Consider the following 16,709-nt stretch of genomic DNA (forward strand, 5'->3'; position numbering starts at 1 on the left):
GGTTTAACATACGAATTGATTGCTTTGATAAAGCTGATCTGCGATACTCCTGTTCGGTTGAATGGAATGACTAAAATGCTGGAAACGGCTGCAATGCTGAATCGTCAACGTCAGCAAACGTTCCTGCTCTTCCCCTGAAGTCAGGTTGGCCAAGAGCTTTCTGGATAATCGTTCTGTTTCCCAGACTGCCGTTTCCAGATATGTTCTTGTTAAATTAATTTTTAACTCCTCTTTGTCTGTGCCATTTTGTTGAATGGCGTTAGATGTCCGGTACACAGCGGACTCTGCTGCGTACAGCTGAATGGCAAGGTCTGCCAGGTTCATCAGTATTTCCTGTTCTTGGACAAGCGATTGGCCATAGGCGTCCCAAGCAAGCCCTGCATTGAGCAGGAACAGGTTTCTCATCACGTTCACGGCAGCTTTTTCCTGGTCAAAATAGCCCTCTGCTTCATTGATGCCTCCACTTAATTCTGACAATGCTTTTTCCACATGCATCCCGAGATCGATCTCTCCTTTCAACACTTTTTTGATCAGCGTTGTCGGGATCAGCAGGCGGTTGATTTCATTTGTGCCTTCAAAAATACGATTAATTCTAGAGTCGCGGTACATTTGCTCAATGCCATACTCCTTAATAAAACCGGCTCCCCCGTGAAGCTGCAACGCCTCATCCGCCACAAAATCGAGCGTTTCTGAACCAAAAACCTTGCACACCGCACATTCAATTGAGTATTCGCTCATCCGCCGTCCAATCAGCTTTAAATCACCGGAATCATATAAATCCCCCAGTGAATCTTCTAATAGACCAGCAGTCCGATATTGAAGTGATTCAGCGGCATAAAGTCGGGCAGCCATTACAGCGACCTTTCCTTTCGTAGCAGGAAACTGGGCTATTTCTCTTCCAAACTGCTTTCTTTCCTGCACAAACTGAAGGGCTTTTTTTAAGCCGGCTTTTGATGCCCCTACGCACGCTGAGCCTAAATTAAAACGGCCGAGATTTAATACGTTCAGCGCAATCACATGCCCTTTTCCAACCTCACCCAAAAGATTTTCTGCCGGTACCTGGCAATCCTCTAAAATGACCGATCTGGTGGAGGACCCTTTGATGCCCATTTTTATTTCCTCAGGACCGAGTGATAGTCCCGGCGTATTCCGCTCAACAATAAAAGCGGTAAAATGAACACCGTCCACCTTGGCGTAAACGATGAATGTATCCGAGAATACTGCATTTGTAATATAGATTTTCGTGCCGTTTAATACATAATGAGTCGCTTTATCATTTAGAAATGCAGTTGTTTGAGCTGCTAATGCGTCAGACCCTGCATTTGGTTCCGTTAAGCAATAGGCCCCTACCCACTCGCCTGAGGCAAGCTTTGGCAGATACTTTTCTTTTTGCTTAAGAGTGCCAAAATAAGTGATTGGCAGTGTGGCAATACACGTATGATTGGAATGGGCGACACCGTAGCCGCCTGATGGGCCGACCATTTCACCTACAATTCCTTTGCTGATTTTATCAAGGCCAAGCCCCCCGAATTTTTCCGGGATACTATGTCCAAGCAAACCCATATCCCCTGCTTTTCTCAATAATTGAGTGACTCGTTCAAAGTTCTGATTTTCAATTTCCTCTTTATAAGGCACGACCTCTTTTTCAATAAACTGTCTGGCAGCGGATCCTATCATTTTATGTTCATCTGTAAAATTCTCCGGTGTAAAAAGTGTGCGGGGGTCAAGCTTTTCATACAGGAACGCGGATCCTTTATTGATGAGATTTGCTTGTTCCATCGAACCATTCCTCCCTGTTATCTTTATTGGGATTGTTTAGTACAATCCGTCCATCTTTGAGCACAGGCACAATAGAGGTGATATTAAATTGAGAAGCAAATGCCAGTTCATCCAGAAAATCATAACGGCAAAACAGCTCTCCCACCTTTGAAGAAGACAAAACCCTGAGTGCGTCTTCTTCTGCACTCAGAAAAAACCGGCGGGCAGCTAAAGCAGCATCAGATAACATAACCTCTCCTTCCTCCAGCTTGAGAAGGCAATCGATAAAGTGGCCGGCTCCATAGAAATCCTCCAGGCTGAATTCACCTGAATTACCTGAACAAATGACAATAATGGTCTGATCAGGGGGACCATCTTTAACGACACGGGCGACAGCCGCATTATTGAGGAGGCAGGCTATGTAAACGTTCTTTGCACCAGAAGCATTTCTCAAGGCGACTGTGCCATTTGTGGTTGATAGAATAAGAGTTTTATGAGGGACGGTTGATGCAAGATGACCGGGACTTGGATAAAGAAAGCCTTTAACCGGCTTCGCATGGATTTCGCCTGCCAAAATACAGCTCCCCTGCTGAAACTTTGCGGCTGTCTGCAGGCCCTCTTCAATATCCTTGACCGGTATGACTTCCTTTGCCCCGTCCATAAGAGCGGATGTGATCGTCGTGGTAGCTAACAAAACATCCAGCACTACAGCTGTTTTGTTGCCTTCTTTTATTTTCCACTCTGAAATCTCCTCTTTTTTAAAAAGCACATGGATCTTTGTCATCTCCTCCTCCCCCTTCACACTATCGATCCTTTTGTGCAATAGCTGCCGCATGAACAATTAAACTTCTAACAAATTGATCGAAATTGGAAAAGCGGGCATCATTCGTCTGCCCTTTTTTATAACGATAAAAAATTTGCTGGCAAATCACTGCGAGCTTAAAGTAAGCAAAGGTTAAATAAAAATTCATAGCAGATACGTCGCGGCCGCTTTTTCTGGCATATTCCTCAATAAACTGATCCCTGGTCAAAAAACCTTCCTGCACAGTAACCGAGGGCTTTCCCAGACCATTTTTCAAGATTGTCGGATCGTCGTCCTGCATCCAGTAGCTCATGGCTGCTCCAAGGTCAGCCAGCGGATCTCCAACGGTGGCCATTTCCCAATCAAAAAGTCCGATGACAGACTGCATATCTTCACTGAACATTGCATTGTTTAACTTAAAATCATAGTGGATGATGGCAGCTGGCTGACTTTCAGGTATATGGCTGCTTAACCACAGCTTCAGATCTTCCGCTTCTTTTATGTCATCTGTCTGCGCCCGCTCATATCTGCCAATCCAGCCATGCACCTGTCTTTCCATAAAGCCATCCGGGCTGCTGATTTCATTCAGACCGGTGCTGCTGTGATCAATGTCGTGCAGTTTCACCATTGTGTCGACCATCGTATGGGAAAGCTTTTGACGCAGCTCTTTTGTGACGGTTATCTGTTCAGGGAAATCTGTATCGATGACAATGCCGTGTTTTCTTTCCATAATAAAAAACGGGCTTCCAACAATCGACTCATCATTAGAAAATAGAAGCGGTTTTGGCGCTTGTGAAAAAAGCGGATGGATCTCTGAAAGAATACGAAACTCTCTTTTCATATCATGTGCCTTCGGAGCCAGTTTTCCAAAAGGCGGCCGTCTTAAAACAGCCTCCCAGCTCCCTGCTTTCAATTGATACGTAAGATTTGAATGTCCTGCCCAAAACTGCTGAACCTCAAGCGGTGCATCCGGCAAATCACTCAGCTGCTCCCTGAGATACCGTTCTAACAGAACGTTATTGAGCTCTTCTCCTTCTTTTACCGGAATCGTGTCCATTAATTGCTGCCGGCTCATTGCGATCCCCTCCCAAAACAAAGAATATTCCGTTATTTTATCGTCTGCTGAAGGCTGCGTTCCAATCCTTCCCTTAATGGCTGCGGAATCTCTGCGCTCGTTTGATTTTCAAAATCATAGTAAACAATGACCGCATTTCCTTCAGCAATGACATCCTTTGTTTGAGCGCAGCTGATGACATGATCAAGCTGAAAGCTTTTTGTACCAATACGGGACACCACTGTTTTGATGGTTAGCGTTTGATTAAAATAACCCTGGCTTTTAAAATCACATTTAGTGGAGGCAATAATGAATTTCCAGTCTTCGATGTCCATACTGTAGCCCAACGATTTAAAAAACGTCAGTCTCGCTTCTTCCAGATAAATAAAATAACTGGTATTGTTGATATGCCCCAGTGCATCCGTTTCGCAAAAGCGGACAGTTACCTCAGTTTCCTGCATTCTTCAGAAGCCCCCTTACCTCGATACTTTCTGTTGATCGTACTCATACCAGCCCTTGCCTGTTTTTCTGCCGAGTTCTCCTTTTTCTACCTTCTCTACCACACAGTCAAACGGTTTATCCTCCGGGTCACCTGTTTCCTGATAGCGCTGCTCCATCACAAAGCAGGCCACATCCAAACCGGATAGATCCATCAGCTCAAAAGGACCGATCGGGTGATTTAGTGCTTTGCGGCAAATAATATCAATATCCTTGTAATCTGCTATTCCCTGCTCATATAAAGCAACTGCTTCTTTTTGCAGTGCGCCTAAAATACGATTTGCAACAAAGCCTGAGATTTCCTTTTGCAATAGTACTGCGGTGCGATTGATTTTCTTACAGACATCCATCGTAATCTGAGCCGTCTCTTCTGACGTTTGTTCACTCATTACGACTTCAACACAGTCCATAATCAGCGGCGGAAAGAAGAAATGCATATTGACTGTTTTATCGGGCCTGTTCGCAGCCCCTGCCAGCAAACTATTCACGATTGTTGAGCTGTTAGTTGCAAAAATGGCATGAGGAGGGGCAAATTGTTCAAGCTTGCTAAATACTTCCCTTTTTACCTCAAGCTTTTCCGTAACGGCTTCGATCACAAAGTCTGTTTGTTTAACGGCCTCCTCCAAATTCTGAGAAAACGCCAGCCGATTAAATGCCTGGGCTTTCTGTTCTGGTGACAGCTTTTCTTTTAACACCCATTTATCTAAAATGCTGTGGAGCTTCGCTTCCGCATCCTTTAGTGCGGGTTCATTTACATCCTGAATAGTGGTCGTAAATCCTCCCAGTGCACAGAGCATGCCAATTTGATGACCCATGCTTCCTGACCCGATAACGGTGATTGTTTTTACATCAGCTGCGTTCATGATCTCTTCCTCCTTATACTAACCAGTTAGTATGTTATAGCCGGTATGAAGGAGCAGGCAACTCGCTCCTCACTCTTCAATTCCCTTTAAAATCATTTCGGTAAAAATTTTTGCCACTTCATCATCAGATATCACACCCTCAGGATTAAACCACTGATAGCTCCAATTTGCCATGCCAAGCACACCAAAAGTAGCGATGGATGTATTCAGGCTCTTCCGGAATTCGCCGTTATCCTTGCCTTCATTCAGCAGATTTTCGATATTGATCCTGAACTGATCCCTTTTAGGAACAATGAGTGCAAGGCGTTCCTCATTTAAGTGCCTCATTTCCCTGAAAAACACCTTGGCGCTGGCACCTTGCGTTTTGATGTTGCCAATCAGCATATGAACAATAGCAAAAAGCTTGCTTTTACAGCTCGTTGTCTCATCCCGTAAAATGTTTTCCTGATTCAAAAGCAGATCATCGATATACTTGAGATGGATATCCATCAGAAGCTCTTCCTTGCTTGAAAAATAATAATAAAATGTACCTTTGGTTACCCCATTGGCCTCCACAATATCCTGAATGGACGTTTCACTGAACCCTTTTTTCTCAAAGAGCCTGATGCTTTGTTCGGTTATTTTTTCCTTCATCCTGAACTTCCCCGCTTCTTGTAAATTATCGCTTGAATTATACCATAGATCCCCCGCTCCCTTTTTCTCCGGCAGTATGTTGCAGCTGCTGTTCCTCTCTTAACGCCCTGCGCAGTATTTTACCTACACTCGTTTTTGGAAGTTCATTGCGGAACTCGACTGAATTTGGCACTTTATACGCAGCCATATTGTTCTTGCAAAATGCGATTAATTCCATTTCATCCGCACTTTTCTGTTCTTTCAGCACCACAATCGCCTTCACCGCTTCGCCCCTGTAAGGGTCCGGAACCCCGATGACGACCGCTTCCTGAACGGAGGGATGCTCGTACAGAATTTCTTCAATGTCACGCGGATAAATGTTGTAGCCACTCGCTATGATCATATCTTTTTTCCGATCCACAATCGTTAAAAAACCGTCCTCGTCCATTCTGGCAATATCTCCGGTAAACAGCCAGCCGTCTCGAAGGGCTTGGGCCGTTTCTTCCGGCATATTCCAATAACCCTTCATTACCTGCGGGCCTTTAATAATCACTTCTCCAAGCTCACCCCGGGGCACTTCGACTGTGCCAGTTGCCACATCCACCACTTTATAGTCAGTGGAAGGCAGTCCGATCCCCACACTGCCAGGCTTTCTCTCTGCAAATGCAGGATTGCAGTGTGTGGTTGGAGAGGTTTCTGATAAACCATAGCCTTCCAGAATCAATGAGCCTGTCTTTCTTTCAAACTCCCGCAGCAGTTCAACCGGCATCGGCGCACTTCCGCTATTACAAATAGCAATACTTTCGATCCCATAATCCTCTGCATGTGGATGATTGGTAATCGCTACGTACATGGTTGGCACCCCGGGGAAAATCGTAGGCTGTTCATGTTTAATGGTCTTCAGCACTTCTTCTAAATCAAAGCGCGGCAGCATAATGGATTCATTTGCAGTAAATATTGATAGGTTCATGCAGGCTGTCATACCAAACACATGAAAGAGCGGAATGATCGTTAAATATTTCTCATTCCCAATTTCAATACTGTCTTTAAAAAACTCATATGACTGAATGACATTTGATAAAATATTTTGGTGGGTCAGCATAGCTCCCTTCGATCGACCTGTTGTGCCTCCTGTATATTGAAAAACAGCCACATCCTGTGCTGCGTCAATTTCAACAGGCGCTGCCCGGCCGTTCTCTTCTGCCAGATAGCTCTCAAACTTTCTGCCCGGAGAAAAGTCCTCTTGAGAAGGCTGCAGACTGACAACCACAATCTGCTCAAGGTCTGTGTTCTTCTGAATTTCTTTTACGCGGGGAACCAGCGCATCAAATACGACCATCGTTTCCGCACCTGAATCATTCAGAATATGCTCGATCTCCCGTTCAATAAGCATTGGGTTTACCTGTGTTACGATGCCGCCTGCTGTCAGCGTTCCATAATAGGCGATAACATATTGCGGACAGTTTGGCAGCATAATGGCTACGCGGTCTCCTTTATGGAAACCGTTTTTTTGAAGCGCTGCAGCAAAACGATCCACCGCTGTTTGAAGTTCCTGATAGGTTACCTTTTTCCCATAAAAGGACAGTGCATTTTTTTCAGGATGCTCTGCTGTAATCTTCTGAAGCATATCTGGCAATGAGTATGTTGGGATGCTGATTTCCTTTGGCATTGATTTTGGGTAACGAGAAAGCCATACCTTCGTCTCACTCATTTTAGTTCCTCCAATTTTTAAAGATGCCTCAATCTACATTGCATGGGTTCCTCCATCAATGATCAGTACATCTCCTGTCACGTAATCAGATGCCTGTGATGCGAGAAATAACGCAGCTCCTTTTAAATCATTGTCAGAGCCAAACCGTTTGAGAGGCGTCATCTCCAGTATCGGATCTTTGCCTGATTCAATAATGGCTTTGGACATTTTGGTCGGGAAAAACCCCGGGGCAATAGCATTGACATTGATATTATGCCTGCCCCATTTCACAGCAAGATCCTTTGTCAGGGTAATGACAGCTCCTTTGCTCGTGTTATAGCCAATGGTATCCATCACCCTTGGGTCGGTTCCTCCAAGCCCGGCTACTGAAGCAATATTAATGATTTTCCCTTCCTTTTTCTCGATCATTTTTCTTCCGACGGCCTGACTCATTAAAAAGGTGCCGGTTACATTAACGTCAATAACCTTCCGCCAGGCTTCAATCGGCATTTCTTCCGCTGGAGCTCCCCAGGTGGCTCCGCTGTTATTCACGAGAATATCAATTGAATCAAACGCCTTAAGTGTATCTTCAACCGCCTGCTCAACCTCTTCCGGATTTGAGATGTCACATTGCAGCGCCAGCGTCTTTACCCCAAGCTCAGATAGCCGTTCAGCCGTCTCCAGGCAGGCATCAAGCTTCCTGGAGCACAAGACAACATTTGCTCCTGCTTCTGCAAAGCCTTCCGCTATTTGTGCCCCTAACCCTCGTCCTCCACCGGTTATCAGTGCTGTTTTGCCGCTTAGATCAAATAATTCAAGTACCTTCACTGGGTGATCCCCGCCTTCTCCTGAAATGGTGTATTATTGATATTTCTTTAGCTCCAGTTTGCCAACCTGGGCCCGATGTACCTCATCAGGACCGTCGGCCAGCCGGAGTGTCCGGGCATTCGCCCATAACGCAGCAAGCGGAAAGTCTTCTGAAACACCTGCTGCACCTAAGCCTTGAATGGCCCGATCGATTACCTTGAGCGCCATCGACGGTGCCACTACTTTGATCATGGCGATTTCTGATTTGGCCATTTTATTTCCAACGGTATCCATCATGTAAGCAGCCTTCAGCGTAAGAAGCCTGGCTTGTTCAATTTCAATTCTTGAATCGGCAATCCATTCACGTATAACCCCCTGACTGGATAAAGGCTTGCCAAAAGCCGATCTGTTTTGTACGCGCTTACATAATTCTTCAAGCGCACGCTCAGCAGCACCAATTAATCTCATGCAATGATGAATTCTTCCGGGTCCAAGCCTCCCCTGTGCGATAGCAAAACCCTTTCCTTCATCCCACAGCATATGGTCTGCCGGGACTCTGACGTTGTTATAGGTGATTTCCCCGTGGCCATGCGGCGCGTGGTCATAACCGAAAACAGGAAGCATACGCTCAATTTTCACACCCGGTGAATCCAGCGGCACAAGGATCATCGATTGCTGTTCATGACGGTCTGCATCAGGATCACTTTTCCCCATCACAATGGCTACCTTGCAGCGCGGATCACCAGCTCCTGAAGACCACCATTTCCTGCCGTTAATGATGTATTCATCTCCGTCTTTTTCAATGCTTGCTTCAATATTCGTAGCATCTGAAGACGCAACATCCGGTTCAGTCATGGAAAAGCAAGAACGAATCTCTCCTTTTAGAAGAGGTTTTAGCCAGGTTTCTTTCTGGGTTTCTGTTCCATATCGCACGAGCACTTCCATATTCCCGGTATCAGGAGCATTACAATTGAAAACCTCCGGCGCCATCATCGAACGCCCCATCAGCTCACACAGCGGTGCATATTCGATATTGGTCAATCCTGCGCCATATTCGCTCTCCGGGAGAAATAAATTCCATAACCCTTCTTGTCTTGCCTGTTGCTTGAGTTCCTCCATAATAGGCGGTACCTCGCTCCAACGGCTGGCAGCCTCATTTAATTGCTGCTCATATAATGATTCATTCGGATAAATATTCGTTTCGATAAAAGTTTTCACTTTGTTCTCTAACTCTTTTACTTTAGGAGAATAAGAAAAATCCAATACATGTCACTCCTTTACTAACTAACCGGTCGGTATGTATCATCTATCGTATACTAAATACTGACAGGAAATCAACTGAATTCTGAAAAATCAACTAATTAAAACATAAATTTAAGGCGTGCCATGAAATTGGCACGCCTAAAAAAAGATGTTCACTATTTACGATTTTGAACTGCTGCTGTCTGAAATCTTTCCAAGGAAAAAGCCGTCAATTTCACTTAGCTTCCCTCTCCACAGAATCTTTCCTTTTGATGGTGTCGGCTTGCTGTCGCCACAATATACTTTCGTATTTTTCATATGAACGAAATGGGCTTCAGCATTGTCATTTGACTCGACAGACTCACCTGCTCTTGAGAGTTGTTCACTAAGGTTTTGAGCAACTTCATTGCCGTCCTCAAATGTTCCGCTAAGCTCTTCAAAATAATCCTTAGCAGATATCATGGTACCTGTAACAATTGCACCACCAACATTTAATGTAATATCTAATGTGAAATCCTGTTTATTTGCTGCTTGAACAAAAAATTCTAGGATATTATCTTTCATTTCCAGGTCTCCTCCCCGATTCAATTAAGAAGTTGTGTCATCATCGCTTGAAAGCGTTGTGTCTGCAGCTTCTTCCTCATCGTCTTTAGAAGATTTCTTTGATTTAGCTGATTTTTTAGCTGGAGTACGCTTTTTTGATTTAGACTTCTTTTTCTTGTCTTTATCTTCGTCCTTCTCTTCATCTTCACTATCTTCTTCAGCATCTTCTTCGTTATCAGGACCTTCATAAGACATTTCTTCTTCGTCTTCATCTTCTTTGTTGTCGTCCTCGTCCGCTTCCTCTGAATCTTCTTTCTCGTTATCTACTGACTCTTCGTCCTCAGAATCATCTTCTTCAGATTGATCTTCGCTGTCTTGCTCTTCAGTATCCTCAGTGTCATCAGATTCTTCCTCATCGTCGCTGCTTTGAGACTGATTTAGCATTGCTTCTAATTTGCTTAGACGCTCTTTCAAATCATCATTCTCTTTTTTCAGAGAATCGCTTTCATCATTATCTTCCTGAGAATCGTCCTCAGACTCTTCCTGATTACTTCCCTGTCCCTTAGAAAGCTTTGTGATCATTTCTTCTAATTTACTTAAGCGGTTATTCAGATCATCGTTCTCTTTTTGCAAAGAGCCTTTTGAAGAGTCGTTGCCAGATTCAAGAACTGAATCGTCGCCGCCTTCTTCATCTGAGCTGTCACTGTCCTTTTTAAAGATTCCCAAAGCTGATGTTTTGAGGGAGCTGGCTGCTTTTTTCGATTTTTCTTTTGTTGCCTGACCAATGTCACTGCCTTTTGACATTAACTTCTCTTTGGCTGATTGGCCAAAGTCAGTTCCTTTTGACATTAGTTTTTCTTTATCAATGCTGCTGATCAGTTTTTTTCCATTTTCAGGAGTAGCCAGGTAGCCGACTGATGCGCCAATTAAACCACCGGCGATTGAACGTTTGATCGTGCTGCCGTTTGAAGTGGTTTCATTATTTTCATTTTCATTTGAAGCCGTGTTTTTTTCTTCTGTTTGATTTTTTGATTTTGAGTCTGCCATTTAAAAAACCTCCATTAGTTTATAATTAAATTTTAATAATTAATTTCTTTTGAGCTGTTTGCTTCTAATTTCTTTTCAAGCGACTCAAGCCGCTGCTGCAACTGTTTATTTTCCTGTTCCAAAGCTTTTGTATCATGGTTCACAGCTTTAGAGCTAAGGTATGGGTCATTTTCCCACCAATCCATGCCAATTTCTTTGGCTTTATCGACGGAAGCGACAATAAGACGGATTTTGATTGTCAGTAATTCGACATCAGCAATTCCTACGGTGATGTCTCCAGCAATTACTACACCTTTGTCTAATATCTTTTCTAAAACATCGACAATCGAACTCGATTGCATGTTATGTTCCACAGGCATTGCAAATCCTCCTTGGCTTTCAATTTAAAGCAAGCTTCCTAAGGGACCAAGATCAATGTTTAAATCCTCAGCGTCAAGACCAAAAATTTCTTTTAACTCTTCCATCTTTTCTTCCAGGTTCATTAGAGCTTCACCTAAGTTTTCAATCTCCACATCACTTAAAGTTCCGCCTTCAACCCGTCGGATCGCGTGTCTTTCAACAATCTGCCTTAAAAGCTCTATAACGGTTAAAACGAGCTGTGCTAATCCATGCTCGGCATTATCAGGGTCCAAATTAATCTTGCCACTTGTTGGGTTGACCTGTTGCATCAATTAACGCCTCCCTTTGTTGATCAAAATCTGCTGAATTAATGGTACGGTTTCCTTCCTTTGCCTGGACGAGTGACTCTACTGAAGCAATTAGCACCCTTAGATCCAGATACACAAGATCAACGCCGGCGATGGAAATAACTAAATCAGCTTTGAGCGCAACACCCTTATCAAGGATTACATCTAAAATATCAATTAGTCCGATATCTTTATTTTCAATGGTTTCCCTTACTGTAGACATATATCGTCTTCCTCACTTATGAAAAGCTTGAGAAATGGTATGCCGGCCATGGACCGGATGCAGCAAACTGCCATCCCGTTTCTTTCATATCCTTTTCATATTGTTGGATTTTTTCTAAAAAAGGTTCAACATCCGATTTAGGAATAAGGTATACACTGTTCCAGGTCATGTTTTCATCTTTCCCTGTTACATCTTTACTCCAGTTTCTTTTCACATTTCCTTGAAGAACAAATTCTTTCAGCTGAAAGTGGATTTTTTCACTAATCCGGGTTTTTTCTTCTTCAAGCTCGGAATCGATCAGCTTGTCCAATTTCTTCTTTTCGAAAAACTGCCGGCCTTTTGGCAGCTCACTAATTTGGGCTCTTTTCTCTTCGATGGCCGGATTGCTTTTGCTAACCTGGTCTTTTAACAGTGAATCATCACAATAAATCTTCAGGTTCCATTCTTCATTGCCAGCCAGTAAAGAAAAGGCGCTATTTAACTTATCCTGATTCGTTTGAACTGTATTCATCAGGCTTTCTTCATTTTTATAAATCGTGCAAAATTTCAACGGAACGACAGTGTACATTTTTGAAAACGCCACAACCGTTTCATGATGATGGAAGGCTTTTTCCTGCAGCCACTCCATATCGTCGTTGATTTTTTCTTTAATGTTTTCCTCTGAATACTCTTCAGCATTCAGCTGGCAAACGATCGCTGTCGTGCTTCCGAATGAAAGAGTGTAAATCTCTCTTTCACCATCGAACCCTTTAAAAGATGGAAACGATTGTTCAGTCGTTTCTTCTGTTGGGATCAGGCCATATAAATAAATAAGATCGCCCATCTTTTATCATTCCTTTTTCTTCGTCATCTCTTCCCACTGTTCCATTTCCCTGCGTTTCGCTATTTCATACCTGGTAATTAATTCTTCTTCCTTATCTTTGTATACATCCTCAGGTATTTCTTCGAGTTCATACATCATCTGCAATTGAATTAGTTTTTGCTGAATAGTGGGCAGGTCGTATAATTCTTTGTCTGCTTCCTCTTTCACCTTTTCCCCAACCTTGATTACCATATCGATTGGAAAAGTAACTAATTTGTGCAGCATTAAGCATCTTCCACTTTCAACTTAATATTCACGAAATTGTAGGCTGCCCACGGCCCGCTATAATTAAATTCCACTTTATCCTGCCATTTGTCATGCAGCTCATTTACCTTTTTATCAAAAGCTTCTTCTTTGTCACGGTCAATTAAAAATGCCCCATTGACCAGCATTTTTTCCCCAATCGGATCATTCGCTTTTGCTGCTACAGCGAGTTCTTCCAGAGGATTAAAAATTTCCTGTTTCATTTCCTTCTGAAGCTCTACAAAGAATTTTTGTGCAGCTCCGCCTAATTGAATTCGTTCATAGTAGCTTGCTGCTTCTGACTTTCCTTTTACAGCTTGAGCCATTTTGCCCATTTGCACATTTTCTCGTGCTTGCGACTCAAGCCAATCCTTCTTGCCGATCACTTTTAAGCCGACTTCAATTTTCCCTTTTATTTCAGGAAAAAGTTTTTGGAATTGCGGATAAAGGTTTTCCAGCAGAACAGCTACGTCCTCCTTGGATTGAAATACGTTCCCAAAGCTTACTGGAATAACGGTATCGTTTTCCTTCATTACCGATGACACAGCGCTTTGATGCATCATTAAATTATCTTTATTAGGATGATAGATTTTCATTGGAACCTCGGCAGCGACGATCGCTGCATCTTTATGCCGTATGGTGAAGAGCTCTCTTGTCTCCTCTTCCAATACGATTTCTCCAAACTGATCGTCCTTATCCGATTGAATTCCGCAAAAAATATAAATTCCCATTGTTTCGTCTTGTTGGCTCATGGTGTATCTCCCTTTCGTCACTCTGCAACTTTTAGGCTTTTACATGCTTTCAGAATCATGTCTTCCGCATCACTTAGTGATTGTTCATCATCGAGACAACGGCTTACCTGATGTCCGAGGATATCAACGCACAAACGCTGAAAGTCAGGATCTTTGCCATCAACCGGAATATCCTGTTCTGCAGCCAGATTGGCGATCATTATTGAAGCACGCAAACTTGGACCGGTGTCCTCCTGGCATTTCTCACGCAATTTCGCTACTAAAGTGGTAATCGCTTTAGCCTGATTTTCGTCCATATCTGTCTTTTCGGCGATAATAGTCGATTCCCGATCAACGCCCTTATATCCGACATGCATGGTAATTAAGCGATCCAGCAACGCGTCCTGCGTTTTAAAAACACCTGCATATTCTGCAGGATTGCTAGTAAAAATAACTGAAAAATCGGGATGAACCTTTACAAAGGGTTCGGTCATCTTTGAACCATACAAGGGAAGGATATTCTCTTCCAATATGGATAAGAAGATATTGTTTGTTGTTGGTTTTGATCTCGTAAATTCATCATAGATAAGCGTATATCCATGTTTTACTGCTTCCAGCAAACGCCCGTCTCTCCAGGCCTCTGTCACTGTTTCTTCTTTCTTGTAAACAGTGCGGATATAATTATCCACAACCTTCTGACTTGAATAACCGGTAAAATCGCCAATTAAGTCTTTGTTGTTTAATTCATGGTTACCATGTATCAGCATGACAGGTTTTTTTCTTTTTTTTGCTAATGCGAGTGCCAGAGAAGTTTTTCCCGCTCCGGTAGGACCAGTAAAATGTACAGGGTAGCCCGCTTTAAGGTATTGTAAAGATCGAGATAACAAATCTTTTGTCTCTTCGTCTTGAACCAATCCCTTTGTATTTTTAGTAGCCTTCTCTTTTAAAACCGTCACTCTTTTCCCCTCCTAGCACAACCTGCTCTAGACTTCCTGATCAATGGCACTTCTATAGCGGATATCGCGTCTTTTAAAAGAGGTAATCTCGACATCTTTATTTAGATAGACGTCATACACACCGATCATTTCGTCTTTTGCATATTTTTTCATGTATTCTTTTTCCTCAATTACCTCGACTGTGAGCTTCCAGCCTTGTTCGTCATTGTTTTCACCTGTGGTTATGCTTTCAACTGAGGTTATTTTGTGAAGGGGGGCAACATGTTCATTGAAGAAATCAGCAGTGTTACCCATTATTTTTTTAATCTCCATAGTGACCTCCTGCTAAATAGAATGGACGATCAGAGGGTTGTCCTCTGATCGCATTCTGTAGTTTACCCTAAATACTGAAACTTGCTTCATTTCTTTCACGGTCATTTTGCTTGAGGAAGCGGCCTTCATCTTCTACTTCGTCACGAAGCAATCCAACAGCTTCCGCATAACGCAACCATGTGTCCACACTTGCAATAACAACTCGTGCCTCAACGGTTAGAATTTCAATTCCTACTACTGATACTCTTACGAACGCATCAATTACGATCCCTTTATCTAAAATTCTGTCGATTACCTCAGCCAGACTTGAACTGTCAGTACTTTTTTGAACTGCCATTTTGCATTCTCCTTTCAATTTTCCATTTAAGAACTCTTATCAGAGTAATTTTTAATATTGTTTGAGCTTTTCACATCGTTATAGCCTTTTATATCGCGATAACTTTTAAGATTGCTGATGCTCTTGAGGTTTTGTACGCCCTTAACTTTCTTGTTCTTTTCATCAGAAGAGATCTTTTTCTGAAACTCTTCCCCGGCTTCCTTAACTTTGCCGAGCTTGTCCCCTACAGAAAGCAAAACGTCCTGTGCTTTCTCTTTTGCTTCTTCTGCTTTGCCGTGCACTTTGTCTGCGTTTTCGTTTTTGGCTGTATCGAGTTTTTCTGCAGCTTCATCGGCTTTATCCTGCAAGCCGCCAACCATTTTTTCTTTTGCTTTTTCTTTTACCGTATCTTTTACTTTTTCTTTTACAGGTTCAGGACTGTGTTCAACTGCCTTTTTAGCCAATTTGCCAGCTGCTTTTTTAATTGGCTTTCCCTTGTCCATCAAGTTCCCCCCTTTCGAGGATCGAAAGCGGAATTAGTCTTTCTTGGATTCAACCAGATTACTCAGCATGCTTTCAATTCTCTCAAGGCGTTCATTTAAGTTTTTGTTGTCTTCTTTAATTTCATCATATTGTGACGACTGTTCTTCGTCAGCAGAATTTTCTTCTTTGTTGCTGTCGCCTTTCAGCTTAGCTCCCAGCAGTCCAGGCGCTTTCATGGCACCTTTGCTCAAATAGCCTGTAGCTGATTGACGTAAGCCATTTAAAGCCTGTTCGGTAATCACTTCCTGTGCCGTTCTTTTCAGCTCTTTACCAGCAATTCTCATCATTTCAGACTCACCCAGGCTTTTTAGTACTTTCTTGCTTGTTCCGGGACTTGAGAGCAATCCGATTCCAGCTCCCATTACACCGCCAAGAATGGCAAGATTCATGGAAGACGATGAACCGCCACCAGTTTTTTCTTCTGATTTAGTTGTTTCTTCTTTTTTAGCTGTCATCTGACGGACCTCTTCTCTTTATAATTGAATTATTTTTATTTAATAGCTGAATTCTGCTTCACGATCATTTTCGCGCTTACTAAGGAAATCTTCTTCAACTTCGTCACGAAGCAATCCAACTGCTTCTGCATAACGCAACCATGTATCCACACTTGCAATGACAACGCGGGCTTCAATTGTTAAAATTTCAATTCCAACAAGCGAAACTCTGACGAAAGCATCAATAACAATTCCTTTGTCCAATATGCGGTCAATGACTTCTGCAAGGCTTGAACTATCTGTACTTTTTTGTATAGCCATATCACATTTCTCCTCTCAACTATTTATAAGTGGCCGAGGTGACATTTAACATTAAATATGCGGTTTACTAGCTATATACCATTAACCATCACAACTAAAACATTCCCCGGAAAGTAATTAATTATTTAAGACATAAATTTCCTCGCATATGTCACCATTTTCTCGT

General features: G+C 42.8%; 23 protein-coding genes. All 23 read right to left on the bottom strand.

Translation table 11 applies throughout. The features are described 5' to 3' along the window. Window positions 1-3: 3 nt before the first annotated feature. The 23 genes from E2R51_RS11725 to gvpJ all read right to left on the bottom strand — a co-directional run bounded on the left by E2R51_RS11725 (window position 4) and on the right by gvpJ (window position 16,543). Window positions 4-1,779, bottom strand: coding sequence for an acyl-CoA dehydrogenase family protein (locus E2R51_RS11725; protein WP_133377266.1), 1,776 nt, complete (start codon window positions 1,777-1,779; stop codon window positions 4-6). After that, complete coding sequence (locus E2R51_RS11730; RefSeq protein ID WP_133377267.1) at window positions 1,754-2,542, bottom strand: 2-phosphosulfolactate phosphatase; 789 nt, start codon at window positions 2,540-2,542, stop codon at window positions 1,754-1,756. The genes E2R51_RS11725 and E2R51_RS11730 overlap by 26 nt, the downstream gene beginning before the upstream one ends. A gap of 19 nt (window positions 2,543-2,561) precedes the next feature. Continuing rightward, window positions 2,562-3,635: a phosphotransferase family protein gene (locus tag E2R51_RS11735; protein ID WP_133377268.1), complete on the bottom strand. Its 1,074-nt coding sequence runs from the start codon at window positions 3,633-3,635 to the stop codon at window positions 2,562-2,564. Window positions 3,636-3,667: 32 nt separating this feature from the next. Then, window positions 3,668-4,075 carry an acyl-CoA thioesterase gene (locus E2R51_RS11740; protein ID WP_133377269.1) on the bottom strand — a complete coding sequence of 136 codons (408 nt, stop codon included), beginning with the start codon at window positions 4,073-4,075 and terminating at the stop codon, window positions 3,668-3,670. Window positions 4,076-4,090: 15 nt separating this feature from the next. Further along, window positions 4,091-4,975: a 3-hydroxyacyl-CoA dehydrogenase family protein gene (locus tag E2R51_RS11745; RefSeq protein ID WP_133377270.1), complete on the bottom strand. Its 885-nt coding sequence runs from the start codon at window positions 4,973-4,975 to the stop codon at window positions 4,091-4,093. Between the two features lie 69 nt (window positions 4,976-5,044). Then, window positions 5,045-5,608, bottom strand: a complete 564-nt coding sequence (locus E2R51_RS11750) for a TetR/AcrR family transcriptional regulator (RefSeq protein ID WP_133377271.1) — start codon at window positions 5,606-5,608, stop codon at window positions 5,045-5,047. 37 nt (window positions 5,609-5,645) lie between these two features. Continuing rightward, window positions 5,646-7,298 carry a long-chain-fatty-acid--CoA ligase gene (locus tag E2R51_RS11755; RefSeq protein WP_133377272.1) on the bottom strand — a complete coding sequence of 551 codons (1,653 nt, stop codon included), beginning with the start codon at window positions 7,296-7,298 and terminating at the stop codon, window positions 5,646-5,648. A gap of 33 nt (window positions 7,299-7,331) precedes the next feature. Next, window positions 7,332-8,105, bottom strand: a complete 774-nt coding sequence (locus tag E2R51_RS11760) for an SDR family oxidoreductase (RefSeq protein WP_133377273.1) — start codon at window positions 8,103-8,105, stop codon at window positions 7,332-7,334. Window positions 8,106-8,138: 33 nt separating this feature from the next. Next, window positions 8,139-9,347 carry an acyl-CoA dehydrogenase family protein gene (locus tag E2R51_RS11765; protein WP_133377274.1) on the bottom strand — a complete coding sequence of 403 codons (1,209 nt, stop codon included), beginning with the start codon at window positions 9,345-9,347 and terminating at the stop codon, window positions 8,139-8,141. 159 nt (window positions 9,348-9,506) lie between these two features. Beyond that, window positions 9,507-9,890: a gas vesicle accessory protein GvpU gene (gene gvpU, locus E2R51_RS11770; RefSeq protein WP_133377275.1), complete on the bottom strand. Its 384-nt coding sequence runs from the start codon at window positions 9,888-9,890 to the stop codon at window positions 9,507-9,509. A 24-nt stretch (window positions 9,891-9,914) separates the two neighbouring features. Beyond that, on the bottom strand, window positions 9,915-10,916 hold the full coding sequence (locus E2R51_RS19930; RefSeq protein WP_205703327.1) for a YtxH domain-containing protein: 1,002 nt from the start codon (window positions 10,914-10,916) through the stop codon (window positions 9,915-9,917). A 32-nt stretch (window positions 10,917-10,948) separates the two neighbouring features. Beyond that, a complete protein-coding gene (locus E2R51_RS11785) occupies window positions 10,949-11,275 on the bottom strand; it encodes a gas vesicle protein (protein ID WP_133377276.1) in 327 nt (108 codons plus the stop codon). Between the two features lie 24 nt (window positions 11,276-11,299). Further along, the gene (locus E2R51_RS11790; protein WP_133377277.1) at window positions 11,300-11,584 is read right to left on the bottom strand and encodes a gas vesicle protein K; all 285 of its coding nucleotides are present in this window, start codon (window positions 11,582-11,584) and stop codon (window positions 11,300-11,302) included. Continuing rightward, window positions 11,550-11,825: a gas vesicle protein gene (locus tag E2R51_RS11795; protein WP_133377278.1), complete on the bottom strand. Its 276-nt coding sequence runs from the start codon at window positions 11,823-11,825 to the stop codon at window positions 11,550-11,552. The genes E2R51_RS11790 and E2R51_RS11795 overlap by 35 nt, the downstream gene beginning before the upstream one ends. Before the next feature lie 16 nt (window positions 11,826-11,841). Continuing rightward, window positions 11,842-12,648, bottom strand: coding sequence for a GvpL/GvpF family gas vesicle protein (locus E2R51_RS11800; RefSeq protein WP_133377279.1), 807 nt, complete (start codon window positions 12,646-12,648; stop codon window positions 11,842-11,844). Between the two features lie 6 nt (window positions 12,649-12,654). Continuing rightward, window positions 12,655-12,912 (bottom strand): gas vesicle protein GvpG, encoded by a 258-nt coding sequence (locus tag E2R51_RS11805; protein ID WP_133377280.1) that lies wholly within the window; start codon window positions 12,910-12,912, stop codon window positions 12,655-12,657. Next, a complete protein-coding gene (locus E2R51_RS11810) occupies window positions 12,912-13,682 on the bottom strand; it encodes a GvpL/GvpF family gas vesicle protein (protein ID WP_133377281.1) in 771 nt (256 codons plus the stop codon). The genes E2R51_RS11805 and E2R51_RS11810 overlap by 1 nt, the downstream gene beginning before the upstream one ends. A 17-nt stretch (window positions 13,683-13,699) precedes the next feature. Beyond that, a complete protein-coding gene (gene gvpN, locus E2R51_RS11815) occupies window positions 13,700-14,617 on the bottom strand; it encodes a gas vesicle protein GvpN (RefSeq protein WP_133377282.1) in 918 nt (305 codons plus the stop codon). Window positions 14,618-14,644: 27 nt separating this feature from the next. Then, complete coding sequence (gene gvpO / locus E2R51_RS11820) at window positions 14,645-14,929, bottom strand: gas vesicle protein GvpO (protein WP_133377283.1); 285 nt, start codon at window positions 14,927-14,929, stop codon at window positions 14,645-14,647. A 67-nt stretch (window positions 14,930-14,996) separates the two neighbouring features. Next, window positions 14,997-15,266 (bottom strand): gas vesicle structural protein GvpA, encoded by a 270-nt coding sequence (gene gvpA, locus E2R51_RS11825; RefSeq protein WP_133377284.1) that lies wholly within the window; start codon window positions 15,264-15,266, stop codon window positions 14,997-14,999. Between the two features lie 26 nt (window positions 15,267-15,292). Beyond that, window positions 15,293-15,748, bottom strand: a complete 456-nt coding sequence (gvpQ, locus tag E2R51_RS11830; RefSeq protein ID WP_133377285.1) for a gas vesicle protein GvpQ — start codon at window positions 15,746-15,748, stop codon at window positions 15,293-15,295. Window positions 15,749-15,781: 33 nt separating this feature from the next. Continuing rightward, entirely contained in the window at window positions 15,782-16,243 is a 462-nt protein-coding gene (gene gvpT, locus E2R51_RS11835; protein ID WP_133377286.1) for a GvpT/GvpP family gas vesicle accessory protein, read from the bottom strand. 39 nt (window positions 16,244-16,282) lie between these two features. After that, the gene (gvpJ, locus tag E2R51_RS11840; protein ID WP_133377287.1) at window positions 16,283-16,543 is read right to left on the bottom strand and encodes a gas vesicle protein GvpJ; all 261 of its coding nucleotides are present in this window, start codon (window positions 16,541-16,543) and stop codon (window positions 16,283-16,285) included. Between the last annotated feature and the right edge of the window lie 166 nt (window positions 16,544-16,709).

The organism is Jeotgalibacillus sp. S-D1, assembly GCF_004358665.1.
Lineage (GTDB): Bacteria > Bacillota > Bacilli > Bacillales > Jeotgalibacillaceae > Jeotgalibacillus.